This is a genomic window from uncultured Thalassospira sp. (assembly GCF_963976115.1).
Taxonomy (GTDB): Bacteria; Pseudomonadota; Alphaproteobacteria; order Rhodospirillales; family Thalassospiraceae; genus Thalassospira.
On record NZ_CAXBJJ010000005.1, the window covers coordinates 115,204 to 129,894 of the forward strand.

The 14,691-nt window shown below is 54.1% G+C and carries 15 protein-coding genes; 5 read left to right on the plus strand and 10 right to left on the minus strand.

The genetic code is table 11. The features are described from left to right. Positions 1 to 157 precede the first annotated feature (157 nt). From AAC086_RS07430 to AAC086_RS07450, 5 genes are all read right to left on the minus strand, one after another. A complete protein-coding gene (locus AAC086_RS07430) occupies positions 158 to 880 on the minus strand; it encodes a LysE family translocator (RefSeq protein WP_339777141.1) in 723 nt (240 codons plus the stop codon). Next, positions 880 to 1,383, minus strand: coding sequence for a DinB family protein (locus AAC086_RS07435; RefSeq protein ID WP_339777143.1), 504 nt, complete (start codon positions 1,381 to 1,383; stop codon positions 880 to 882). Before AAC086_RS07435 ends, AAC086_RS07430 begins: the two co-directional genes overlap by 1 nt. A gap of 46 nt (positions 1,384 to 1,429) precedes the next feature. Then, entirely contained in the window at positions 1,430 to 2,428 is a 999-nt protein-coding gene (locus AAC086_RS07440) for an EamA family transporter (RefSeq protein ID WP_339777146.1), read from the minus strand. Positions 2,429 to 2,641: 213 nt separating this feature from the next. Then, positions 2,642 to 4,762: a potassium/proton antiporter gene (locus AAC086_RS07445; protein WP_339777149.1), complete on the minus strand. Its 2,121-nt coding sequence runs from the start codon at positions 4,760 to 4,762 to the stop codon at positions 2,642 to 2,644. A gap of 195 nt (positions 4,763 to 4,957) precedes the next feature. Then, positions 4,958 to 5,422 (minus strand): Lrp/AsnC family transcriptional regulator, encoded by a 465-nt coding sequence (locus tag AAC086_RS07450; protein WP_339777151.1) that lies wholly within the window; start codon positions 5,420 to 5,422, stop codon positions 4,958 to 4,960. Positions 5,423 to 5,861: 439 nt separating this feature from the next. Between AAC086_RS07450 and AAC086_RS07455 the strand changes: the two genes are divergently transcribed. The 3 genes from AAC086_RS07455 to AAC086_RS07465 all read left to right on the plus strand — a co-directional run bounded on the left by AAC086_RS07455 (position 5,862) and on the right by AAC086_RS07465 (position 8,769). Next, a complete protein-coding gene (locus tag AAC086_RS07455; RefSeq protein ID WP_339777152.1) occupies positions 5,862 to 6,953 on the plus strand; it encodes a DMT family transporter in 1,092 nt (363 codons plus the stop codon). 5 nt (positions 6,954 to 6,958) lie between these two features. After that, positions 6,959 to 7,834, plus strand: a complete 876-nt coding sequence (locus AAC086_RS07460; RefSeq protein ID WP_339777155.1) for a DMT family transporter — start codon at positions 6,959 to 6,961, stop codon at positions 7,832 to 7,834. Positions 7,835 to 8,007: 173 nt separating this feature from the next. Continuing rightward, a complete protein-coding gene (locus tag AAC086_RS07465; RefSeq protein ID WP_339777158.1) occupies positions 8,008 to 8,769 on the plus strand; it encodes an SDR family NAD(P)-dependent oxidoreductase in 762 nt (253 codons plus the stop codon). 69 nt (positions 8,770 to 8,838) lie between these two features. Here AAC086_RS07465 and AAC086_RS07470 read toward each other — a convergent pair whose 3' ends face one another. From AAC086_RS07470 to AAC086_RS07480, 3 genes are all read right to left on the minus strand, one after another. After that, positions 8,839 to 9,123 (minus strand): 4a-hydroxytetrahydrobiopterin dehydratase, encoded by a 285-nt coding sequence (locus tag AAC086_RS07470; RefSeq protein ID WP_339777161.1) that lies wholly within the window; start codon positions 9,121 to 9,123, stop codon positions 8,839 to 8,841. A gap of 94 nt (positions 9,124 to 9,217) precedes the next feature. Beyond that, a complete protein-coding gene (locus tag AAC086_RS07475; protein WP_339777165.1) occupies positions 9,218 to 9,856 on the minus strand; it encodes a uracil-DNA glycosylase family protein in 639 nt (212 codons plus the stop codon). A 42-nt stretch (positions 9,857 to 9,898) separates the two neighbouring features. Next, positions 9,899 to 10,567: a glutathione S-transferase family protein gene (locus tag AAC086_RS07480; RefSeq protein ID WP_339777167.1), complete on the minus strand. Its 669-nt coding sequence runs from the start codon at positions 10,565 to 10,567 to the stop codon at positions 9,899 to 9,901. Between the two features lie 282 nt (positions 10,568 to 10,849). Between AAC086_RS07480 and AAC086_RS07485 the strand changes: the two genes are divergently transcribed. Both AAC086_RS07485 and AAC086_RS07490 read left to right on the plus strand, forming a co-directional pair. Continuing rightward, complete coding sequence (locus AAC086_RS07485) at positions 10,850 to 12,247, plus strand: leucyl aminopeptidase family protein (RefSeq protein ID WP_339777170.1); 1,398 nt, start codon at positions 10,850 to 10,852, stop codon at positions 12,245 to 12,247. 86 nt (positions 12,248 to 12,333) lie between these two features. Beyond that, positions 12,334 to 12,681, plus strand: coding sequence for a MarR family transcriptional regulator (locus AAC086_RS07490; protein WP_085579069.1), 348 nt, complete (start codon positions 12,334 to 12,336; stop codon positions 12,679 to 12,681). Between the two features lie 717 nt (positions 12,682 to 13,398). On the opposite strand, the gene AAC086_RS07495 is transcribed toward AAC086_RS07490, so the two are convergent. Next, positions 13,399 to 13,716, minus strand: a complete 318-nt coding sequence (locus AAC086_RS07495; RefSeq protein ID WP_339777176.1) for a LysE family transporter — start codon at positions 13,714 to 13,716, stop codon at positions 13,399 to 13,401. A gap of 269 nt (positions 13,717 to 13,985) precedes the next feature. Beyond that, positions 13,986 to 14,651, minus strand: a complete 666-nt coding sequence (locus tag AAC086_RS07500; protein ID WP_339777179.1) for a hypothetical protein — start codon at positions 14,649 to 14,651, stop codon at positions 13,986 to 13,988. Positions 14,652 to 14,691: the final 40 nt, after the last annotated feature.

Below are 14,691 nucleotides of genomic sequence, written 5' to 3' on the forward strand. Positions count from 1 at the left end.
TATGATTATCCCAGCCAGCACGATCTGGCGTGGCACACGTCATATGGTTGCGGAACCACACCTGAAAGCAGCCCCGCCATCCCCTTGCATACGCGATGAAAACCGGTTTGTTTCACCCCGTGTGGTCGGACATGTTTCCAGTTAGAACAAATTTGGTTCACATTCCCCGGTCGCTCAGCGCAAGGCGAACACCCAGCGCCAAAAACACCGCACCCAAGGCCCGCTGCACCCATTTCCCTAACGCGGCCTTGCCGGAAAAATACCGTCCTATTTGGCCTGCGGCGGCAGCCACAACCAGCACAACAGCCGTTTCAACCATAAAACCAATCATGTTAACGATGGTTCCCAGAATGAAAAACTGTGCCGGTTGATGCCCCAATGCCGGATTTACGAATTGCGGCAAAAACGCCATGAAAAACAGGGCGACCTTGGGGTTAAACACATCAATCAACGCCCCCTGCCGCCAGGCCCGGAAAGCCGTTGGCGCAGGTCGGCGGCGGCGCGACGACGAAGATACAGGCACATTTTGCGCCAAAGCATTATCGTCGCGCACCAAGGCCTGTACTGCCACAGGGTGCTTGAAGGTGGCATAAATGGCACCAATGCCCAGCCACGCCAGATATAAAACCCCGACCCATTTGACCACCGCAAACGCCAGTGAAGATGTCATTAAAATTGCCGACAGGCCGAGGGCGGCAAAAACCACATGGACAAAGGCCCCGGAACACACCCCGAGGCTGGACATAATGCCAATTTTGCGACCATGGGTTGCCGCCTGTGCCGCAACAAAGGTCAGATCCGGCCCCGGCGCAATGTTAAGAACCAGGGCAGCCAGCAAAAACGGCCCATAAGATACCAGGTGCGATACCAGCGTTTCCATCACTGCAAATATCCGTTCAGACGGAAAAAATAGATCATGTCAATTTCCAGCGACGGACACCCGGCTGAAAGCAACTGGCTGTGAAGCTGCCCGCGGTGATGGGTTTGATGGTTAAAAACATGTGCAAGGATAATATGGCGCGGCGTGACATAGGCCTCTCCGGCGACATTTTTGTAAGACAAAGGTTCGACCAGTGCCGCATCATCCAACCCGTCGACATGCGCAATCAGCGATATATCAAGGCTTTTGCGTGCCGCCTTGTAAGCCTCAAATCGGGGCCAAGGCACATCAGCCAACCCCATGTTTAATATCTCGCCGCGCAACCGCGCCAGCCACAACGTGTCCCCTACCAGCAAATGGTTCATGGTTTTCGTGATTGATGGAAAAAAGGCGTCGCGCGGGGCATCAAGATCAACCTGATCAAGGGTGTCACATGCCGCCAAAACATGGTCATTTGCCCATTGGTTATACCGTGCAAACATCTGAAAATATGCCGCGTTCATCTATATTCGCCCTTATAAAACTGTTTCTTCCCGACCAAAATCACACCTAGGACGCATCGCCCTTGCACGGCACGGCCCCAACCATGACCGTCGGCGGATTTACCGCACCCTTGATGGTGCATGGCGCCGTCACGGAGGATGGCCCCGAAACAGGCGTAACCGGCGCTGCCGATACAGGCTTGCGCCGCGATAAAATCACCATATTCCCCACCAGCGTCAGCCCAACCCCCAAAATAATATTGGGATGCCAGACAAAACCTTCGGCAAAGGTCGAAATCGTCAGGGCCACCACCGGAAACATGACCGAACTATAGGCCGCGCGGTCTGGCCCGATCCGGCCAAGCAGGGTTAAATAAAAGCCAAATGCCAGAATCGACCCAAAAACCGACAGATACACCAATGCAATCAGAAAAGACGGGCTGGTATCAAAGATAATTGGCTGCCCCGAAACCAGAATATAAGCCACCAGCATCAGCGATCCATACATCATGCCATAAGCATTGGCCTGCATAACCGGAATGCCGCTGGCCTGATTGCGCGCAGATGCCATATTGCCCAAAGATGCAACATAGCACGACACAAGGGCAACGATCAGGCCGATGCTGCCGCCTGCGGCAAGGTCAAACTGTGCCAGATCAGGGGCGAAAATAACGCAAATGCCGCCAAGCCCAATAACCGCGCCAATCACGGTGCGGGTTTCGGGGCGACGTTTAAAAAAGATCGCGCCATTAATCATATTCATGATGACAATGGCCGAGAACACCACGGCAAGCAAACCCGATGTTAACCAAGCTTCGACATTATAGATCATGACATAGTTTAACGAAAACAGGCACAAGCCCATCAGGGCCATAAAGGCATGATCGCGGCGGGAATAGCGCATGGGCAATTTACGGATTTTGCAATATGCGATCAGGATTACCGCCGATAGAACAAAGCGATAAGCCACAGCCAGCTCCGGCGAAACCGTCAACTGGTATTTGATGGCAATCCAGGTGCTGCCCCAGATCAGAACAACGGCAGCATATAATCCTAACGGCCCCACGAAACATACTCCCCTACTGGCGTGAAGCCGCAAATTTATGATTATTCCAGGGGGATTCTCAAACCATCAAATTTGATCATATCATTAGAAATACTAATGCATGAACCACATAAGGTATTTGCACGACCCGACATTCAGGTTCTGCCCCCAACCAGAATAAACATCTGCACGCCACAAACCCGTGCAAAACAGCCAGAATTGCAGGCAAAGCCATCATTTGGCGGGTTTTTCGGACTTTTCATCGTCGGCGTTTTCTGCTGGCAGATGTATCTTCACAGGGGCAGCCGGGGCGGAGACGGCTGGCACGTCATCCGATAATGTTCCATCGGTTTTATGGTCATGATCTGCTTTCGCTTCCGGGTCGACGTCCGAGGTTTCCGAGGTTAAATCCGCCTCGGTGGTGACCGGTAACGGGTCGGCATCGGCCAGTTCAAAGGCATCCGTTCCCGCCGCAGCATCGGCCGCAGCGGCCATATCCGAGGGTTCCAGCGCCGACATTTTCTTGCGACGATTGGCAAGTCTGGCGCGCAATTTGCGCCGCAGCCTTTTGCGGCGGCTTAACCGCCATAATGCCAGCAATTCGCTGCGGGAATGGAAAAGGGGCAAATGACGGCGGTTTTCAGGGTTAAGTTCAACCGACATCCCGACTTCGCGAATGCCATGCGCATCATCAATGCGCCGCACGATCAATTCAACCGGGCCATAAACAATACGGTCCGCCGGTTCAATATCGCCCGACAATTCACGTTTCAGCAATTCGCCCAGTGTCAGTTCGCCATCCCCTGGCGCAACCGGAAAACCATATAAACGGCCCACATCCACAATTAAGGTATCGGGCGGGAAGCTGAAATCGCCAAACATATCGCGGTCATTGGCCCCTTCGGCAGGACCGGCAAATAACTGATCAAGCAGTTCAACATATTGTGGCGGGGTAAAAATATAGATCTGATCATCACCCAAAAGCCGCCCGGCATTGTGCGGACGCAAGGATTTACCGCCACGCAAAATAAGCGATGGACGTGCCCAGCGCGGAATCCGTTGCCCGGTTGCCACCGCACTGTCAGGATGGACGCGGTAAACCACCACTTCCTGGTTGGCATTGCCCGGCAGTTCCAAATCAATACGATCAACAGGACCAAGCCGTGCGGGCACAATAATGCCCAGCCAACGCGCAATCGGTTTGATCGTCCAGCCTTGCAACAACAATGACGTAATCACGACGATAAAGGCGGTATTAAACAGCAGCTGGCCCTGCGGCACACCTTCGACCATCGGCACAATCGCCAGCAGGATCGATACGGCCCCGCGCAACCCGACCCACGAAATAAAGGCGGTATCATTGCGCGAAAAGTTGAAAAATATCAGACAAAGCCAGATGGCAACGGGCCGGGCAATGAACACCAAAATCAGGGCCAGTAAAAAACCGGGGATCAAAACGCTGCCAAATTCAGACGGGGTTGCCAGCAAGCCAAGGGTGACAAACATGGCAATTTGCGCCAGCCAGGTAGTGACATGCTGAAAGCGGCGCACACTGGCACTCATGCGCATTTTGCTGTTCCCGGCATAAAGCCCGGCAACATAAACCGCCAAAAATCCGCTACCGCCGACGATGCTGGTGGCACCAAACAATGTCAGCGCACAGGCCAGAACCACAATCGGCACCAGCCCCGGCTCCAGTTTGATCCGGTTCATGCCCTGAACGATCAAAACGCCGCCCAGAAACCCCAGAACAGCGCCAAGGCCAATTTGAAAAACGAACCGTTCGGCCAGTTCCAGCGCCAGATTTTCACCTGTGCCCTGCACAATAAGTTCAACCAGCGTAATGGTGAGAAACACCGCCATCGGGTCGTTGCTACCCGACTCGACTTCCAATGTTGACCGTGTTCGGTCGCGCAGGTTAATGCCGCCCACCCGCAACAAAAAGAACACAGCCGCCGCATCGGTTGAGCTGACAATAGCGCCAAACAAAAACCCGACCAGCCACGGAACGCCAAGTAAAAAATGCGCGGCAACGCCGACCACCCCCGTGGTCATCAATACCCCGAAAGTCGCCAATGTCAGGGCGGGGGCCGATGCAATGCGCAAGGCCCGGGTCGGGGTTTCAAACCCGCTGTCAAACAGGATCAGGGCCAGCGCAATACTGCCGATAAAATAAGCCAGCGGCGCGTTGTCAAACTGAATACCGCCAATGCCGTCTTCGCCCGCGGCCAGGCCAACAAACAAAAACACCAGCAGCAACGGGGCACCAACACGAAAACTGATCAGGCTGGTGAAAACGGCAACCACAACCAGAACCGATGCAATCAGGATAACCAGATTCATCGATTCAACCACGGGCAGCCTCCTTTTTTCACAAACCAGATGATGCAAATGCCCCTGGCACCGCGACAAAACGGTCCAGGTGGCAATCGCACAGTTACGTGGCCGCATTTCCACCTGAAAATTGCGGCAAAATTAATGTCGAACCATTCAATTCACATCGGAATGCACAAGATATAGCATTTCAATGATCGTGTTGCGCGATTAAAATTAACCAACGACTGGTTCTTGCGCCGGAATAAACGCTGTTTCCTTCGCCGTGGACAGGGCAATTTCCGGCAATACTTCAACAATACCCGGAAGTTCCTTGATCACGTCGGTGACAAAACTTTCAAGATGTGCGGTATTGCGCAACCGCAGCTTTAACAGAAAATCAAACCGCCCTGTCATGTGATGGCATTCCATCACCTCGTCGGCCTTGATCAAAGATTTGATCATTTTGCGGTTGCCCTTGGCCGGGTCGGTGCGCAACCACACCATTGCCATCAAGGACCGCCCAACAGCATCGGGGTCAATTTCAACCCGGTACGCCCGGATAATGCCCTGATCGCGCAGTTTGCGCACACGGTCATTCACCGCCGAAACCGACAATCCCACCTTGCCGCCCAGCACCGCATAGGATTGCGATGCGTCTTCCTGTAAAATATCAAGTAACTTCGCGTCGATGGCATCCATAACCTTCCCCCCGGTATCACGCCCCTGCCGATAGACAATAATACACAAAAATCAGCTCGTTGCGAAGAAACACCGCATCTGTAAAAAGGAAATACCCCTGGCTGCACCCGCTAACAATGTGGCGCTGGATTTCTTATAAAATCCAGTATACTCATATAGATAACATACGTTTTTCGGGGTTTTCACGGATATATCTGCGTTTTACGACCTGATCTTGCGTCATTACCTTAACGATATGGTCAACAAAATGACCCGGTGCAGCTGGATGCGGTTGGGTTCCGCCTGCCCGTTTTGGCACATTGGCAGCCCTTGATCCGTCAGGACGCCGGTAAATTCAACTCGTGCCGATAATCTCGTGTGTTTACGACCGTGCTCAATCGATTGCACCACCCCGTTCTGACCGGGGAAATTGCACCCACAATAACAGGCTGGTATCAAAATGAAGCAACGGTTTCAACAACTTCCCAACTATATGCAGGCGGCAATTTTTGCCACCATTGCCGCGATTTCTGCCGCCGGGTTTTCTGTAACCGTGCGCCTGGCAACACAGGAAATGCCGCCGCTGGAAGTTGTTTTTTTCCGTAACCTTTTTGGCTTTTTTCTGATTGTGCCGGTATCGCTGCGTGCGGGTATTTCATCGCTGCACACCACACGCTGGCGAATGTTTTTTCTACGCGCCATTTTTTCAATGGGGGCAATGACTTTCTGGTTTTCCGCCCTGGCCTATTTGCCCCTGGCCGAGGCCACCACCCTTAATTTCACCGTGCCGTTATTTGGCACTGTGCTGGCCGCGATTTTCCTTAAAGAACAAATCCGCCATCATCGCATCATTGCCCTGATCGCCGGTTTTGCCGGGGTTGCCATTATCATTCGCCCCGGCAGCGACACCATGCAACTTGCCAGCATTTTACCCGTGGTTGCCGCCCTGTGCATGGCCTGTGCGGGCATGACAATCAAATCATTGGCCCGGACCGATAGCAGCCCCAATGTGGTGCTCTACACCATGCTGCTAATGACACCAATGACCCTGATCCCCGCCCTGTTTGTATGGGAAACCCCCAGTTGGGACGTGATCATGATTTTGCTGGTCGGCACGTTCATGGCCAACATTACCCAGCTTTGCAATACCAGCGCCTTTCGCCTGTTTGATTACAGCTTTGTCATTGGGTTCAATTATTTGCGCCTGCCCTTTGTCGTTGTTGTGGCTTTGGTGATGTTTGGCGAAATCCCCGAAATCTGGCTGCTTCCCGGTGCCGGGCTGATTGTTGGGTCGGCCATTTACATTGCAAGGCGCGAAGCCGTTTTGGCACGCGAGGCCAAACGCTTTGACCGCGAACATTCATCCCCCGCAACCGATCTGGACCCGCCCCCCCGCCAGCGCCCCGCCCCCGATACACGGCCTAGTGCCAGTATGACGCCTGATCCGCACGCACCTGCACATGATAAAGCTGATGATGAAGACAACCGGGAGAACAAGGTGAACGCAGCTAAAAACGAAAAGCGTCAACCTGCCCGCAAAGGAGACACATAAAAGTATTGCAAAACCTGCCTGCATCCATGCGCGCAGCCCTGTTTGCAACGACGGCGGCCGTTTTGGCCGCCTGCTTTAGCATTATTGTCCGCATTGTCACCCGCGATATTCCGGCGTTTGAGGCGGTCTTTTTACGCTTTGCCTTTGGGCTGATCCTGATTTTACCCTTTGCCCTGCGGCGCGGTTTTGCGGGATTAAAAACCGCGAACTCTGCCCTGTTTGGGCTGCGCGGGGCGTTGTCGACGGCGGAAATGTGTTTCTGGTTTTTTGCCGTGCAACTTTTGCCTTTGGCCCGCGCCACCACCCTTAATTTTACCGTGCCGTTATTTGGCACCCTTCTGGCCGCCATTATTTTGCGCGAAACGGTACGGGGCCATCACTGGCTGGCGGTTTTATACGGGTTTATTGGCGTCGGGCTGATCATACAACCCGGGTTAAACGGCATTGCCCTGCCCGACATGCTGCCCATTGCCGCCGCGCTGTGCATGGCAGCGGCCGGGATGACAACCAAATTGCTGGTGCGCCATGAACACCCCAGCACCATCCTGTTTTATTTAATGGCAATCACCACACCGATTTCCTTCCTTCCGGCGATACTGGTGTGGCAAACGCCCGGCTGGCAAAGCATCGCCTTAATGGCGCTGGCAGCCGCGATGATGAACGCGATGCAATATTGCAATGTCAAAGCCCTGCAACTGGCCGATTACAGCTTTTTTGTCGGCTTTTCCTATTTACGCCTGCCGGTGATTGCCCTGTTGGCCGGTCTGCTGTTTGGGGAAGTTCCCGAAATATGGTTGTTACCCGGTGCCGGTTTAATCATTGGCAGTGCCTTATATGTGGTTCTGAGCGAACGCAAATTGTCGGCCCCCGCCGCCAAATAGCACCACGCCGCGCGCCACATACATCCGGCCTTTACCCGCAGTTCCGATCCTCAGCTTTGCGGTTGGCCCTTGCCCAAATCGGGGCCGATATAAATTGTGCGTGTTTCCCTTGCCTCAAAAACAAATAATTTGGTATAGAAATACCAATTAAAATTAAAAAATAGGAGAACCCGATGCAGGTTTCAGGGAAAGTCGCGATTGTGACCGGGGCAGCGTCCGGTCTGGGGGCCGCAACCGCACGGGTTCTGGCGGCTGCCGGGGCGAAGGTTGCCGCGTTTGATTTGAATGGCGATGGTGCGCAGGCCACGGCGGAAAAACTGGGCGGTATTGGCTATGCGGTTGATGTCACCAACGCGCAAAGTGTCGAAGACGCCGTTGCCAAAGTCGCCCGTGATCTGGGTTCACCGCGTATTCTGGTCAGTTGTGCCGGAATTGTGCATGGCGAACGCATTGTGGGCCGCGACGGCCCGGCAAGCCTTGAGGCCTTTAGCCGCGTGATCAATGTTAACCTGATTGGCACATTCAACATGATGCGCGTGGTTGCTGATGCCATGAGCAAGGCCGACCCGGTGGAAAGTGGCGAACGCGGCATCATTATCAACACCGCATCAATTGCCGCCTTTGAAGGGCAAATCGGCCAGGCGGCCTATGCGGCATCCAAGGGGGCTGTGCATTCCTTAACTCTGCCAGCCGCACGTGAACTGGCCCGCCACGGCATTCGCGTAATGGCGATTGCGCCGGGCCTGTTTGGCACCCCGATGCTTTCCGGCCTGCCCGATGACGTGCAAGACAGCCTTGCCGCCAACACGCCCTTTCCCAAACGGCTGGGCCGGCCAGAGGAATATGGCCGCCTGGCCCTGCATATTTGCGAAAACGAAATGATGAACGGCGAAACCATTCGTATTGATGGTGCAGTAAGGCTGGAACCAAAATAATAATCGCGCCAAAATAATCCCAAAGCCGGTGAATCACTTCATCGGCTTTGGGATATTGCGAACCGGTCATTAAACCACGTCATCGGCAAAGGCCGCCAGCTTGATATCTTTTTGCGACACTCCGCCAACATCATGGGTCGTCAGGGTGATGTCGACCTTGTTATAGACATTAAACCATTCGGGATGATGATCCATTTTATCGGCCTTAAGCGCGATCCGGGTCATAAAACCAAAGGCTTGGTTGAAATCCTTGAATTTGAAAGTTTTCTGAATCGACAGGCCATCACCCGCCAAGGTCCAGCCGCGAACTTCGTTCAAGGCCACGTCAATTTCGGCAGGGGAAAGTTTGCTCATTTCAGCCTCCTGTTGCGGGTTCAAGATGTCGTTTTGAAATCGTCGTGCTTATAAAGCCATGAAAACATGTCAGGATTTTGAAAGCACCCTGTTTTCACCCTGACAGCGCATCTTTGACCCTGTTGCGCAAGATCGGCAAAAGCTGGCTTTCAAACCACGGGTTTTTACCAATCCATGCCGTATTGCGCCAACTGGGGTGGGGCATCGGCAGCAAACCATCGGGCAAAAACTGTTCAAACCGGCGCACCGTTTCGGTCATGGTTTTAGCACGACGTGAGCCGAGATAACGCGCCTGCGCATATTGGCCGATCAATAAGGTTAACCGCACATTGGGCAAATGGCGCAACAATTCATCATGCCATGTTGGCGCGCATTCGGGGCGGGGGGGCAAATCCCCCCCGCGTTCAAACCGGCCCGGATAACAAAACCCCATTGGCATAATCGCCAGTTTGGCCGGGTCATAAAATTCCGCATGCGACATTTGCAACCAGTCACGCAGACGGTCGCCCGAGGCATCGTTCCACGGCAGGCCGGTTTGATGCACCTTGGTTCCCGGTGCCTGCCCAATCACCAGAACCGGTGCCGACACCGCCATGCGCACCACCGGGCGCGGCCCCAAAGGTAAATGGTCGGCACAAATCTCGCAGGCCCGCACATCGGCCAAAACACGGTCAAGGTCCGGGTCCTGGCCGGGCGGATCAACTTCTGGCGCATCAAACGGCAAAACAGGCAAGAAAACCTCTAAAGGGTGGTTTTAACAAAATCCAAAGAATGATTATCCGCGTGCGGGCAATTCAGCAGCTTCAATCACCCAGTCTTCTTTTAGCGCATCACCATACCATTCCTGCATGGCAGGCAAGGCGAGCATGGCGTTTTTATAGGCCTCGCCAACAGGATCGAGGGTGACACCATAGGTTTTAAACCGCGTGATCACCGGGGCAAACATGGCATCGGCGATGGTGAAATGACCAAACAGAAAGTCACCCCCCTGGCCATAACGGCTGCGGCACATGTTAAAAATGGCGCTGATCCGGGCAATATCTTTGTCCACGCCGGGTTCGCGGCCGCGACCGGAAAGATCCTTGCGCAAATTCATTGGCATATTGGTGCGCAGGGCCATAAAGCCGCCATGCATTTCCAACGCAACCGACCGCGCAATGGCCCGCACATCCATATCAAGCGGCCATAACAGGGTATCGGGGCGGGTATCGGCGATATATTCCAAAATAGCCAATGCCTCCCAGATGGTTTTTGTGCCATCAAAAAAGGCTGGAACTTTGCCGGAAGGAGAAAGAACCGGAGCCTTGGCGAACCATTCATCGGTGTAAAGCGAAACCAGTTTTTCTTCAAACGCAACCCCGGTTGCCTTTAACCCCAACCACGCCCGCAGCGACCAGGACGAATAATTTTTATTGCCAATATAAAGAACCGGAAGATTTTCCATTTCACCACCGTACAATCAAAAAATGTCGGGTTATGTCTGCACCAGAAAGACAGATTGGCACCGCCCGTGCAAGCCGCCAATAATGGCTGGCAGATGGCACACCAATCCCCCTTGTTGTTTTTGTGTCAATCACCGCATAATGACCACAACAATGCTGATCATGATGACCCATGTCACGCATCATCATGAAAACAATTGCCCAAACCCGCTTTACCCGGCCTGTTACGCCGGGTTGGGCGTTTTGGGCTGCGCGCCCCACCAAAACAAACAAGGACGGATCAATTGTTCGACCACATCATCCCGGCCCCATCTTCTGCCACTGCGTCCCCCATCCCCCTTCACGCGGTAACCCCGGCAGGCTTCACCGCATGGCTAGAAGGCCAATCTGCCATCCACAAGGCATGGATCGCCGCCAACCGGTTTGACGCCAAACGCGGCACCAGCCTTTTATTGCCCGATGCCGACGGTGGTGCGGCAATGGTGGTGCTGGGTTTTGAAGACGATGCCCAATCGATCTGGGATTTTGCTGCCCTTGTCAGCCTGCTGCCCAAAGGCACCTATCAGTTTGAAAAAGCCGTCACCGCCAATGACATTTTGTGCGAACGCGCCATGCTGGGCCTTTATCTTGGCGGGTACCGGTTTGATCGCTATCGCAAAATCGATGCCCCGCAGGCATCGTTTGTCCGCCCCGACAATGCGGCAAGCAACCGGGCCGAAAACACCGCCCGCGGCATGGCCCTGACCCGCGACCTGATCAATGTGCCTGCCAACGACATGGGACCGGCCGAACTGGCCGATGCCGCCCAAACCCTGGCCGGTGAATTTGATGCCACCATCACAACGATTGTTGGCGATGATCTTGAAACACAGAATTATCCGTCGATTTACGCCGTTGGTAAAGGCAGCGCCCGCGCCCCGCGCCTGATCGACCTGCGCTGGGGCGATGAAAATGCGCCGCGTGTCACGCTGGTGGGCAAAGGTGTGTGTTTTGACACCGGCGGCTATGACCTGAAACCGGCCAGCAACATGTTGTTAATGAAAAAGGATATGGGCGGTGCCGCCCAGGTGCTGGGTCTGGCGCGCATGATCATGGCGGCAAAATTGCCGGTGCGCCTGCGTGTTCTTATTCCCGCTGTTGAAAACATGGTGTCGGGCAATGCGTTTCGCCCCTGCGACATTATCAATACCCGCAAGGGCGTAACGGTTGAAGTTGGCAATACCGATGCCGAAGGCCGTCTGGTTTTATCTGACGCGCTAACCGAAGCCGCCAGCGAAGATCCGGAAATGCTGCTCGATTTCGCCACCCTGACCGGGGCGGCCCGCGTGGCCCTTGGCCTTGGCTTGCCAGCCCTGTTTTCCAACAATGATGACCTGGCAAATGCCCTGCAAAATACTGGCATCGACATGGGCGACCCTTTGTGGCGGTTGCCGCTGTGGGAAGATTATCGTCCGATGCTTGATAGCAAGGTGGCTGATACCAATAATATCTCATCGGGGGCATTTGGCGGCGCGATTATTGCGGCCCTGTTCCTGGACCGTTTCGCCAAGGGTGCAAAAGCATGGGCCCATATCGATTTGATGGCATGGAACCCGGCCGGAACACCCGGTCGCCCCGAAGGCGGCGAAGCCCAGGGTATCCGGGCCGCCTTCAAGGTCATTAGTGATCGTTACGGTAAGTAAATTAACTAAAATCAACCTTTGACTTAATGTCAGGGGTCAGGTAAACAGATTACGTATTCGTAACAAACAGGCTGTTGGACATAGATATGCCCATCGAGATCAAACCGTCTCAAGCGCTTGACCTTTGGCGTATCGCGACTGTCGAAAGTGTACGTCGGGATTCACCCGATTTATCCGCCCGGCAGATGGCCCTTGTCCTTACTGTTTATCTGACCCCGGCGCCCCATACTGTTCGGGGCTTGGCCGAAGCCCTGAATATTTCCAAACCGGCGATTACCCGCGCGCTTGACCGGCTGAGTTCACTGGGCATGGTCAAACGCAAAGTCGATGAAGACGATCGCCGCTCGGTGCTTATCCAGCGGACCGTCAAGGGCTCGGTCTTTTTGCGAGAATTTGGTGACATTGTCGGCAGTGCAGGCAAAACCACCCAGTAATTTCCGCCCGACCAAAGCACGCTGGCTGCCATATTTCCTGCCGTGCTGGTGCGGCCTGCAAATATCTGATCTGCACCCCAAAGGCGCTTGATCTGGCGTCGAAGACCCTTTTCAGGCCGCATGTCAGATACAAATCCACCATCACTCCTGCTACCGACCAATCGGTATGCTGTTACATACTGACACGCATTACATACCAAACGGTTGGTATGTAATGCGTGAAACATTCGAAAACAGGCCAGCCCGCGATTGGCTCCTGTTATTTATCGCCCGCCGTTACCCTGCTTCAGATAATTTATCGCCCCACAGCCGCGAGATACATCAGAACGCCACCAGATCAACACGCAGGCACCAGATTTTGCAAAATCACAGATCAAACAGAGACCGGGTTTATAAGCTGTTTTTTGCCGGTCCGGGGCACCCTGGTTTTTCAGGCACCTTTTTGCGGTACTTTCCCCCAGGATGGCCCGGTACAGAATTAACAGGCGGGAACATCGCTTCGCGCCAGCATCGCAAATGCGGCGCAACCAATGGCCCCTGCAACTCTTCTGGCGCGGTTGCCTTTGCGGTCTGCGACGGTGCCACGGCTGAATGGTTCGGCGGCGCAATGGCTCTTCCCTATGCGACAGATCACGCGAAAGGCATGGGCTTGATCAAAGATCGTTCGGCGGCGGCGCGGCCTGTAGATCGGTTTCGATCGTAGCGGCAAGGGGTTTGTTATTTCTCGCTAGCAAAGCTGGTTGGCGCATCGATCAGCGACAGTAACAATGCGGCACTGATCAGAACAGCCCCGCAAAAGCGGTCAATGGCGCGGCTGCCGCCATGGCGGGTGACCCATGGGGCGATGCGTGATGTGGCTGTGGCTGTGGCGTATACCATTACGGCAGTGTAATCAAAAATGACAAAGGTGATCCCCAGAACCAGAATCTGAGGCAACAGGGGCCGGGTTGCGTCGATAAACTGCGGGAACAAGGCCCCGAAAAAGGCAATGGCCTTGGGGTTACCGGCGCCAATCCAAAAACCCTGGCTGAACATTTTAAGCGGTCGTGCCGGTTCTCGACCGGTGATTTTATTCGTTTCGATGCCGGTCTTGATTTAACTTGCTGCAGATTTGCAAAAGAACGCGCCCCCATCACCAGCAAAAACGCCCCCCCCACTCTTAAACAAAAAGACAACCCGCAAAACGGACTGTCCATTGTTCAAGAACCTCAAAACCTGCTGATCTGGCCGATCAGGCAACTTCCTGCTTCATCTTAAATTGCAAGATGCCGTTTCTATAACGACACCACCTTCCCGACAGGCTGTTAGCGTTCGTTCGGCCATTGATCGAGCAGGGCGCGCACTTGCACCGATTTGACAACACCGGGGCCAAGCACCTTGTCACAGGTTAGCTGAAAACGCCGTTGAAGCCCGACAATGATCGGATCCGTGGTTGGCTTGAAGGCGGAAAAAAGCGGTTTTGGAGCGTCGCCTTCGACAGGCTCCTCGTCGATTTCCTCGCCGTCTTCATTCAGTTTCGGCTTGGGCGGAGGCAGCAGCGCCGGGGCCTCGTAACGATAGCCGCGCTCGCCTTTTGCCAGCTTTTCCGCGCGATACTGGCTATCGCGGTAAAAGTAGCGCTGAAGATCATTCATAAAGGCGTTGAGCAGTTTCGGCTGTATCCGCGTCACAAGCGCACGATGCTCCACCGATGACAATTCCAGCCAGATCCCCGCAACAAGCTGACGAATCATGCCCTGACGGGGCAGAACGATCGAGGTTACAAGTTTATCAAGCTCGAATATATTGCCCGGCAAGGCAACACCTTCGGCCCCGCCTTCTGCGGCGGCTTCCTTGCCTTCGCCAGATGACGCCAGCGCATCCGTCAAGGGAAATGCCGTAAAGGCAAAAAAAGCGACGCTTAAAAAAGCCCAAATACGCACGGCCGGTAACACAGAATTACCCTGTGCTGTCTTCCGGGTTTTACCCATTACTTCCAACCTATTATCTCATTTTAGATGCTTCTTTTTA

Coding starts and splice junctions, on each gene's coding strand:
- AAC086_RS07470 (WP_339777161.1), bottom strand. CDS start 9,123: ATGAGCAAACTTTCCCCTGCCGAAATTGACGTGGCCTTGAACGAAGTT.
- AAC086_RS07450 (WP_339777151.1), bottom strand. CDS start 5,422: ATGGATGCCATCGACGCGAAGTTACTTGATATTTTACAGGAAGACGCA.
- AAC086_RS07435 (WP_339777143.1), bottom strand. CDS start 1,383: ATGAACGCGGCATATTTTCAGATGTTTGCACGGTATAACCAATGGGCA.
- AAC086_RS07480 (WP_339777167.1), bottom strand. CDS start 10,567: ATGGAAAATCTTCCGGTTCTTTATATTGGCAATAAAAATTATTCGTCC.
- AAC086_RS07490 (WP_085579069.1), top strand. CDS start 12,334: ATGCCCATCGAGATCAAACCGTCTCAAGCGCTTGACCTTTGGCGTATC.
- AAC086_RS07430 (WP_339777141.1), bottom strand. CDS start 880: ATGGAAACGCTGGTATCGCACCTGGTATCTTATGGGCCGTTTTTGCTG.
- AAC086_RS07495 (WP_339777176.1), bottom strand. CDS start 13,716: ATGTTCAGCCAGGGTTTTTGGATTGGCGCCGGTAACCCCAAGGCCATT.
- AAC086_RS07465 (WP_339777158.1), top strand. CDS start 8,008: ATGCAGGTTTCAGGGAAAGTCGCGATTGTGACCGGGGCAGCGTCCGGT.
- AAC086_RS07455 (WP_339777152.1), top strand. CDS start 5,862: ATGAAGCAACGGTTTCAACAACTTCCCAACTATATGCAGGCGGCAATT.
- AAC086_RS07500 (WP_339777179.1), bottom strand. CDS start 14,651: ATGGGTAAAACCCGGAAGACAGCACAGGGTAATTCTGTGTTACCGGCC.